At 35.3% G+C, this 8,356-nt stretch carries 10 protein-coding genes and 1 riboswitch; of the genes, 7 read left to right on the top strand and 3 right to left on the bottom strand.

The genetic code is table 11. The features are described from left to right. Positions 1 to 8: 8 nt before the first annotated feature. Positions 9 to 1,190, bottom strand: a complete 1,182-nt coding sequence (mtnK, locus tag MJG50_RS19695; protein ID WP_240257484.1) for an S-methyl-5-thioribose kinase — start codon at positions 1,188 to 1,190, stop codon at positions 9 to 11. A 97-nt stretch (positions 1,191 to 1,287) separates the two neighbouring features. Further along, a riboswitch (SAM riboswitch) is annotated at positions 1,288 to 1,449 on the bottom strand. A gap of 256 nt (positions 1,450 to 1,705) precedes the next feature. Between mtnK and cbpA the strand changes: the two genes are divergently transcribed. Further along, entirely contained in the window at positions 1,706 to 2,335 is a 630-nt protein-coding gene (gene cbpA, locus MJG50_RS19700) for a cyclic di-AMP binding protein CbpA (protein ID WP_240257485.1), read from the top strand. A 34-nt stretch (positions 2,336 to 2,369) separates the two neighbouring features. On the opposite strand, the gene MJG50_RS19705 is transcribed toward cbpA, so the two are convergent. After that, positions 2,370 to 2,795, bottom strand: a complete 426-nt coding sequence (locus MJG50_RS19705; protein WP_240257486.1) for a YkvA family protein — start codon at positions 2,793 to 2,795, stop codon at positions 2,370 to 2,372. A gap of 279 nt (positions 2,796 to 3,074) precedes the next feature. On the opposite strand from MJG50_RS19705, the gene MJG50_RS19710 reads away from it, so the two are divergent. The 5 genes from MJG50_RS19710 (at position 3,075) to MJG50_RS19730 (ending at position 7,088) form a co-directional block, all read left to right on the top strand. Continuing rightward, positions 3,075 to 3,332 carry an aspartyl-phosphate phosphatase Spo0E family protein gene (locus tag MJG50_RS19710; RefSeq protein ID WP_240257487.1) on the top strand — a complete coding sequence of 86 codons (258 nt, stop codon included), beginning with the start codon at positions 3,075 to 3,077 and terminating at the stop codon, positions 3,330 to 3,332. Between the two features lie 331 nt (positions 3,333 to 3,663). After that, on the top strand, positions 3,664 to 4,479 hold the full coding sequence (locus MJG50_RS19715; protein WP_240257488.1) for an electron transfer flavoprotein subunit beta/FixA family protein: 816 nt from the start codon (positions 3,664 to 3,666) through the stop codon (positions 4,477 to 4,479). An 11-nt stretch (positions 4,480 to 4,490) separates the two neighbouring features. Then, on the top strand, positions 4,491 to 5,519 hold the full coding sequence (locus MJG50_RS19720) for an electron transfer flavoprotein subunit alpha/FixB family protein (RefSeq protein WP_240257489.1): 1,029 nt from the start codon (positions 4,491 to 4,493) through the stop codon (positions 5,517 to 5,519). Further along, positions 5,512 to 6,807 (top strand): FAD-dependent oxidoreductase, encoded by a 1,296-nt coding sequence (locus MJG50_RS19725; protein ID WP_240257490.1) that lies wholly within the window; start codon positions 5,512 to 5,514, stop codon positions 6,805 to 6,807. Before MJG50_RS19720 ends, MJG50_RS19725 begins: the two co-directional genes overlap by 8 nt. Continuing rightward, positions 6,789 to 7,088 (top strand): ferredoxin family protein, encoded by a 300-nt coding sequence (locus MJG50_RS19730; RefSeq protein ID WP_240257491.1) that lies wholly within the window; start codon positions 6,789 to 6,791, stop codon positions 7,086 to 7,088. Before MJG50_RS19725 ends, MJG50_RS19730 begins: the two co-directional genes overlap by 19 nt. A 123-nt stretch (positions 7,089 to 7,211) precedes the next feature. Here the strand turns inward: MJG50_RS19730 and MJG50_RS19735 are convergent, their stop codons facing one another. After that, the gene (locus MJG50_RS19735) at positions 7,212 to 7,544 is read right to left on the bottom strand and encodes a hypothetical protein (protein ID WP_240257492.1); all 333 of its coding nucleotides are present in this window, start codon (positions 7,542 to 7,544) and stop codon (positions 7,212 to 7,214) included. A gap of 193 nt (positions 7,545 to 7,737) precedes the next feature. Here MJG50_RS19735 and MJG50_RS19740 point away from each other — a divergent pair, with 193 nt between their 5' ends. Further along, positions 7,738 to 8,271 (top strand): hemerythrin domain-containing protein, encoded by a 534-nt coding sequence (locus MJG50_RS19740; RefSeq protein ID WP_240257493.1) that lies wholly within the window; start codon positions 7,738 to 7,740, stop codon positions 8,269 to 8,271. Positions 8,272 to 8,356: the final 85 nt, after the last annotated feature.

The following is an 8,356-nucleotide window of genomic DNA, read 5'->3' on the forward strand; positions in this document are numbered from 1 at the left end:
TCACTCCTCTAAATATATTGAGTTTCATTTATGTAATTTCTTAAAATACGAGGCTCAAGTATCTCAGTACGTTCTTTAATTAACAATTTACCAAGAGTAAGAGCTTGGCGCTTTACACTGATTTTTCGATCATTGTCCTGAATCTCGTCTAAATCAGCAACATGTACCAAACCAATCGTTCGTCGAATAATTTCACAACCTGCAAAGCCAATAGCATCTTCAAAAGTTTGTTTAAGCACATAATCTAAATAACTCTGAGAGTTGTGATATTGCTCTACACTTGCTGTTTGCCATAGTCGAGTAAATGTGGATGAAAAGACACTCCATGTTTCCTCAATATGCTTATATAAATACTCATGTTCTTGTTCATCTTCTTTTGAAATCATATTTAACAATAAGTTCGCAATGAATTGACCAATATCAAACCCCATTGGACCAAAGAAAGCAAATTCAGGATCAATTACTTTTGTTTCAGTTTCACTTGCAAAAATACTTCCAGTATGGAAATCACCATGTAAAAGTGCATCTGCTTCAGTTAAAAATTTTCGCTTTAGCTTAGCTACTTCAAGTTTTAGGCTTTGATCCCCCCAAACTTTTTTTACATCATCTTGAAGTTCTTGCTCATACTTATTCGTTTCATTATCGAAAAATGGGTGTGTAAAAACAAGGTCCTCGGTTATTTTACATTGCTCAGGATTACTAAAACTTTGCATGATCAATTTCTTTTTCAGTGGCTCTAGACCAAAATCTGATGTATAAAATAGTGTCTTTGCTAGGTATGTACCAATATGTTTTGAAAGTGATGGGTATCTTTTACCTTCATTTAATCCTTTTCTGTAAGTTTGAAGATGTGAGAAGTCTTCCATTATTTTAATAGCAAGTGTTTCATCTAAATAGAAGATCTTTGGTATAAGAGTTGGAACATATTCAGCAATTCTAAGAAGATAATTGCTCTCAATAGTCGCTCGTTTTAAAGTCAATAACCATCTTTCTCCAACTACTTTTGCATATGGTAATGCCTGTTTTATTATAATTCCTCGATTACTTTTTTCATCGAAAATACGAAATACTAGGTTTAATTTTCCATGGCCAATTTCCTCAGATGCTAGCACAGCACCTTCTTCAAAAATTCGTAAGCGCTTTGCCAACGCCACTGCAGAACTTTGAGTTAATGGTTCATAGCTTGCCATTCCTTTTACCTCCAAATTTCATAGTTTTTGGAGGCTTCTCTATATTAGAAAAGCCTCTTTCTCAAATTGAAAGAGGCTTGAAGTCATCGCTTCGCACCTCTTATCTTCCAGAAAGATAATCCTTTCTGTTGGAATTAGCACCGTGCCTTGTGGGATTATCCCAGCGCCTATAAGTTAAAAGCGCCCCACCTTGCGATGGAATTACGGTCGGTTGCTGGGCTTCATCGGGCCAAATCCCTCTGCCTACTCTTGATAAGAGATCAACGTCATTGCAAATATGCAAATTTGTGAACTATTTAATTATTGAACAATTCTTGATGAGAATCATAACAACTTTTACTTTAATTTGTCAATACCTAATTTCGTAAATAGGTTATTGAAGCTGGATATAAGGTTATGAATTTTCTTTACTTTAACAATGAAATATGTTACGTTTTTGTTCATTGAATAATATGTAAGATATGGCATAATAAAGATGTATTTAAGAAATTTCTACATTATGAGGAGTGGGAATCATGAAAATCCGTTATAATTTTGTACCAAAAACAGAAGTAAAATATTGTGATGAAAACCTCACTGTTCAACAAGCATATGATTTCTTGAAAGAAACTGGATACAGATCAGTTCCCGTATTGGCAGAGAATGGGACGAAATTTGTTGGTTTAATCTATAAAGTTCATTTATTAGAATATTTGTATGAAAGGCAAGGAACTGAGCAGGATAAAATTTCATCGCTTATCGCTAGTAATGATGCCTTTATTTTTGAAGAGGACTCATTTTTTAAAACATTTTTGACAATCCGACGTCTACCTTTTATCGCAGTATTAAATTCAGCTAATGAATTTATAGGCATAATTACACATGCGAATGTAATGGATGTATTAGAAGATTCCTTTGGTATGAAGACAGGCGGTTATACGCTAACGGTTGCAACGATCGAGCATAAAGGTGCGATAAAAGAATTAGTTTCTGTTATTCAAGATGTGAACATTGACGGAATGCTTACATTAGATAATGGTGAAAAATATTTGCGAAGAATTATCTTAAATCTACCTAGTGAATTAAGTGAAGACAAGCTTCAACGAGTAATTGATAAACTAGAAGAAAAAGAATTCAGGGTTACACATGTCGATCGAATAAAATAAGTTGTGCTGAAGACCATGGAGGAATCCATGGTCTTCAATAATCTTTTACATCATAAGTGATAATCTGTTCTGTATCTTCTTTCCACTTTTTAAACCTATCCAATTCTTTAGAAATCTGTGAAAAAACGTATCCGAGAACTGCAGCATCATCTACAATTCCAAGGCCAATAAGGAAATCAGGAATTAAATCAATAGGTGATACAAAATAAATAAGTGCAGCTGTGATCATGATGATTGACCTAGGCTGGATATCACGATATTCTCCAGACCACCATGCTTTTAATGCTGCTATTAAAAGTTGAAACTTATCCCATACCCCACTTAGCGAATTTTTATTTGTTGACGCCTTCTTCTCGGCGTTTTGTAATAGTGATTTTGACTTTTTCTTATCTTTTGTATAAGATACAGCTTTTGACATGAATAAGCGTAATCCTTTTTTTCCAATACCTCGAATATGCATGATTACCCACCCCTTTTCAAAATATAACTGCATTAAATATATATGTCCTTATTTTACCATAAATGTGAAAATTAATCCTTCGTTTACAGACTTTGTCGAATTTTGGTGATAGTTCTTGAATTAAGTAGAAATGAGCTTTTATTATTAACGAGTTAAATAACATTTTTAAAAAAATCCTCGAAAAAAATGTCTAATTTTGCGAATCTATTTACTTATATAGTAGATTTTGTAATAATGCATAGAGAACAAATTGTTACGGTAAAAAAGGAGTTGGACTTGTTGGCAACCAAGTGTGAAGATTCTATACAGTCACTACTAGATGAAATTAACGAGAGAAGAGAAGAGATGATTACGACAGCAATCAAAACTGGATTTACAAGTAAACAAACAATTGAGTGCAGTCAGAAGCTTGATCAACTATTAAATCAGTATCAGCAATTTGAAACAGAGGAGACTGTAGTAAGTCACTTTCGGCTTAATATAAGACAAATGATATTATTTTTTTGTGGAACTAGAGTTAAACTTCAAAACTACTAAAAAATTCAAATACTAAGAGGGCAATTTTTTAATATTATTAAGAATTGCCCCTTTTTTTTTGGAAAAAGGACGGAAATCGTGATGTATATCACGGATTTTTTTAGAATTTTGTAATAAATTAAATATATATTCTAACAAAAATGTTAATCATCACAACGAAGTGAGGGCAGCTAAAATACTTTAAGTATAGCTGCCTTTTTTATTTGTAGATTGAGGTGCTAACCGAGGCTTATTTCACATATATACTGTAGTAAAGATTGCATATTTATGTGAATAGCTGAACAAAACTGTACCTTTTTAAGAAAACAATCATTAAGGAGTGAATGTGAGCATGCACATTGTCGTATGCGTCAAACAAGTACCGGATACAAAAATTATTAAAATTAATCCCAAAACAAACACATTAGATCGTCGGAGTGCTCCAGCAATTTTGAATCCATATGACGCCCATGCAGTTCAAGCAGCAGCAAATTTAAAGAGGGAATCTGATGTAAAAATTTCAGTTCTTTCGATGGGCCCACCACAAGCAGTAGCTGTTATTAAAAAAAGTGTTGAAATCGGAGCAGACAAAGGATATTTAATTTCTGACCGTGCTTTTGCAGGAGCGGACACATTAGCAACTAGCTATGCACTTTCGAAAGCCTTAGAAAAAATTGAGGAACAGGAGCCTATTGATCTTATTATTTGTGGTTTGCACGCAATTGATGGAGATACAGGACAGGTGGGCCCTGGAGTTGCAAGAAGGCTTGATATTCCTCCGATTACAAATGTAATTGAAATAGTCGAAATGAATAGGAAAGAAAAAACAGTTCTTTTAAAGAGAAAAATTACTGGTGGATATGAGTTAATACAAGCACCAGTTCCTTGTTTATTAACCGTAGGAAAAGAGATAAATCCAGTTGAATATTCACCGCTTCCAAATATGATTAAGGCTGCAAGATATGAACCAATCATATGGAGTGTGAATGATTTAGGAGAGGTTGACCGAAAACAATTAGGCTTGAAAGGATCACCGACGATTGTTGGAAAAATGTTTACTCCTCCTAAGCTTGAAGGTGGAAAAATGCTTGAGGGTTCTGTAGTTGAACAAGTAGAAGAGCTTCTAAATATCTTAATGGAGAGAGAAGAACTATTTGAAGCAAAATAGGGGGGAGAACAATGAACGAGGAATATAGAGGTGTATGGGTATTTATTGAGGAAACTGATGGGGAAATTGCAGGTGTATCATTAGAATTACTCGGTGCTGGGCGAAACTTAGCTAACAAACTTGAAGTACCCCTTGCAGGAGTGCTACTAGGAGATGGCGTCAAATCACTATGTTCTATAGTAATTGAATATGGTGCAGATGAGGTTTATGTAATTGACGATCCAGTGTTAAAGCATTATCGAACTGAGCCCTTTATGACAGGGGTGAATATGCTTTGTCAGAAATATAAACCAGAAATATTCCTATATGGTGCAACACCCAATGGTAAGGATTTAGCTAGTGCTGTGGCAACAGATCTTAGTACTGGTCTTACAGCAGATACAACTATGCTTGATGTCGACGTTGAAAAAAGATTATTAGAGGCTAGTCGCCCTGCATTTGGGGGAAATATTATGGCAACAATTTTATGTAAAAAGCATAAGCCGCAAATGGCTACTGTTCGTCCAAAGGTTATGAAAGCGCTCACTCGAGAAAAGGGTCGAACAGGCAAAATCATTGAAGAATCGATTTCACTTAAGGAAGAGGAGGTACGTACGAAAGTACTTAAGATTGTAAGAGATGTTGGTAAGAAGGTTAATTTGGCGGAAGCCCATATTATTGTTGCTGGTGGAAAGGGATTAGGTGATGAAAAGGGTTTTCAGCTTATACATGAACTTGCAAATGTATTAGGTGGAACAGTTGGGGCAAGTCGTGACGTTGTTGAAGCGGGATGGATTAGTCATGATTATCAAGTTGGACAGACTGGTGAAACCGTTACACCGAAGCTGTATTTTGCGATAGGAATATCAGGAGCGATTCAACATGTGGTAGGAATGAAGAACTCTGAAATGATTATTGCCATTAATAAGGATCCAAATGCACCGATTTTTGACGTAGCAACTTATGGCATTGTAGGGGATGCCTTAGAAATACTTCCAAAACTTATTGAACTATTTCGAAATACTCGTAATCAAAAAGGCGGTGAAGTAAGCTATGTCTGAAAAATTTGATGTAATCGTTGTTGGAGCAGGTCCTGCTGGTACTTCATGTGCATATACATGTGCGAAAAATGGGTTAAATGTACTCCTAATTGAGAGGGGGGAATATCCAGGGAGCAAAAATGTTATGGGTGGCGTATTATATCGTAAGCAAATGGAAGATATTATTCCGGAGTTTTGGAAAGAAGCGCCACTAGAACGCCCTGTAATTGAACAAAGGTTTTGGGTGATGGATAAGGAATCAATGGTTTCATTTGGCTATAAGGGGTTGGAATGGGGAAAAGAGCCCTATAATAATTTTACAGTGTTACGTGCAAAGTTTGATCAGTGGTTTGCAAAAAAGGCAGTAGAAGTTGGTGCTCTTTTAATCAATGAAACTGTTGTAACCGAATGTATAGTTGAGAATGGTAGAGTGCTAGGAGTAAGAACTGACCGTCCGAATGGAGATGTTTATGCAGATGTTGTTGTCCTTGCAGATGGTGTGAACTCATTATTAGGAAAACAACTAGGTTTCCATAAGGAGTTCAAACCAGATGAAGTTGCACTCACAGTTATGGAAGTGATTAATTTACCTAAGGATAAAATTAATGATCGTTTTAACTTAGAGGATAATCAAGGTTGTACAGTAGAAATCTTTGGTGATTCGACGAAAGGAAATTTAGGAACAGCGTTTTTATATACGAATAAAGACAGTCTAAATCTTGGGGTGGGAACGACCTTATCAAGTATGATTAAAGCAAAAATGAAACCATATGATTTATTGGAGTATTTAAAAAATCATCCTATGGTGAAACCGTATGTAGATGGAGGAGAGCCTGTTGAATATTTGGCCCACTTAATTCCTGAGGGTGGCTACAACTCAATACCTAAGCTCGTTGGTAATGGGGTAATTGTTGTGGGCGATGCTGCTCACCTGGTTAACGCGATACATCGTGAAGGCTCTAATATGGCAATGGCTTCGGGAAAAATGGCTGCAGAAGCAATTCTACGAGCTAAGGAAAAAGGTATGTTTGATGAAGAGGCATTAGATGCTTACCGGATCAATCTTTATAATAGCTTTATTGGAAAGGATCTTAAGAAATATAAGGACGCAACAGTGACGTTTGAAGATCATCCACAATATTTCAAGGAATACCTGCCAATGGTAAATCGGGCAGCGAGTAAATTTTTTACAGTAGATGGTACTTCAAAGCGTGAAAAACAAAAAGAAATATTACGTGATTTTACGAATGAGAAAGGGAAAATGAATGTATTCAAGGACATGTATCGAGCATGGAGGGTGATGAAATAATGTCAAAAAATATTGAGGATAAACAGTATTTGGTCCGTTTTAAGGCGGCGAAAGAATCACACTTAACTGTTATGGATCATGATGTATGCATGACAAAATGCCCTGATAAAATTTGCACTATTTTCTGTCCAGCGGAAGTATATAAATGGGAAAATATTCGGATGCATGTAGGGTATGAAGGTTGTCATGAATGTGGAAGCTGTCGAATCGGTTGCCCACATCAAAATATTAAATGGGAATACCCACAGGGTGGCCATGGGGTGGTCTTTAGACTCGCATAATGTTTCATTTATGACACTGGGTTAATCCTAGTGTTTTTTATATAAAGTTAAAACACTTTATCGATAGTGTGTATATTTATTCACAAATAATTACAAAAAGGGAAAAGCACAAATAGTGGGGAATTAACCGATATTTTCGTTTGGGGTAAGAACAGCAAATTGGTCACATTTGCATTGGCTCTCTATTTCTTTCGCGAATTCGATTGCGGAATGAATTGAAGTAATTGGATCTGAATGAAAATGAGGATTGGTGTACTCAAAGGTTCCATCCACATCGGATAAGAAAACAAAGACCTTCCAATGCTCTACTTTGTTTCCGCTTTTATCTTCAATTCCTTCCATCGCAATCAACCAATGGGTTGTAAATGGATTTTCTGGTATTCTTACAATATCACTCTTTCCAATGGGGACTAATGGTCTCTGGTAAAATTCACAATAATTTGGAAACGCATTCATTTTAATGACCCCTTTCAAGTATTAAATTTTTCTTTACATACATTATATGATATTTCTACAAATTGATGTTAAAGTATTTTAATTTTTCTGATAAAATTAACAGGAATGTGAACATTGTATGTAGTGATGTAAATCACCCCAATCACTATTTTGATTAGTTATACTTTTACTATCGTTGATTGGGGGAATAAATATGTCAGAATGTATGAGTAGTATATTTCAAAGTAATAACACTCCATTATGTACACCATTACAACTATTACTTGATGAGCATGGTCCTTTAAATGAACAGAAAAAGGAACTTTTCTTGTTGGCGGAAAGTATAAAAGAAAACAAAGAAATAGAAGATTTGTATGAAGCAATTTTAGATTTACGCGAAAAGGTTCTTCTTTTTCAAGGTAATCTTGATCCTCATTCAGAAAAGGAGGAAGGTTATTTATTTACAATGATGGCGAACTATATTGGTAGAGAATCTGGACCGATCGCTGTTATGGAATATGAACATGAACAAGCACATAAAAATATTGAAGATTTTTTAGAAAAAACAAGTAAGCTTTCTGTAAATATTGAAAGAAATGTTGCTGAAGAATTAGTGGGACATATTATAGAAGCATTCCACATTCTCACAAGCCACTTTACTAAAGAAGAAAATGTTCTATACCCAATGGCTGAAAAAATGTTAACTGAGGCTGAGAAAGAAGAACTCTTACAGAAAATAAAGCTTTAATTAAAACAAAAAAAACGCACATATAGTGCGTCTCAGATTGTCGACAAAAGGCACCGAGAGGAATCCCTCTCGGTGCCTTTTGTCA

Origin of the sequence: Fredinandcohnia quinoae (assembly GCF_022427965.1) — a bacterium.
GTDB lineage: Bacteria > Bacillota > Bacilli > Bacillales > Bacillaceae_L > Ferdinandcohnia > Ferdinandcohnia quinoae.

Coding starts and splice junctions, on each gene's coding strand:
- mtnK (WP_240257484.1), bottom strand. CDS start 1,190: ATGGCAAGCTATGAACCATTAACTCAAAGTTCTGCAGTGGCGTTGGCA.
- cbpA (WP_240257485.1), top strand. CDS start 1,706: ATGAAAATCCGTTATAATTTTGTACCAAAAACAGAAGTAAAATATTGT.
- MJG50_RS19705 (WP_240257486.1), bottom strand. CDS start 2,795: ATGCATATTCGAGGTATTGGAAAAAAAGGATTACGCTTATTCATGTCA.
- MJG50_RS19715 (WP_240257488.1), top strand. CDS start 3,664: ATGCACATTGTCGTATGCGTCAAACAAGTACCGGATACAAAAATTATT.
- MJG50_RS19720 (WP_240257489.1), top strand. CDS start 4,491: ATGAACGAGGAATATAGAGGTGTATGGGTATTTATTGAGGAAACTGAT.
- MJG50_RS19725 (WP_240257490.1), top strand. CDS start 5,512: ATGTCTGAAAAATTTGATGTAATCGTTGTTGGAGCAGGTCCTGCTGGT.
- MJG50_RS19730 (WP_240257491.1), top strand. CDS start 6,789: ATGGAGGGTGATGAAATAATGTCAAAAAATATTGAGGATAAACAGTAT.
- MJG50_RS19735 (WP_240257492.1), bottom strand. CDS start 7,544: ATGAATGCGTTTCCAAATTATTGTGAATTTTACCAGAGACCATTAGTC.
- MJG50_RS19740 (WP_240257493.1), top strand. CDS start 7,738: ATGTCAGAATGTATGAGTAGTATATTTCAAAGTAATAACACTCCATTA.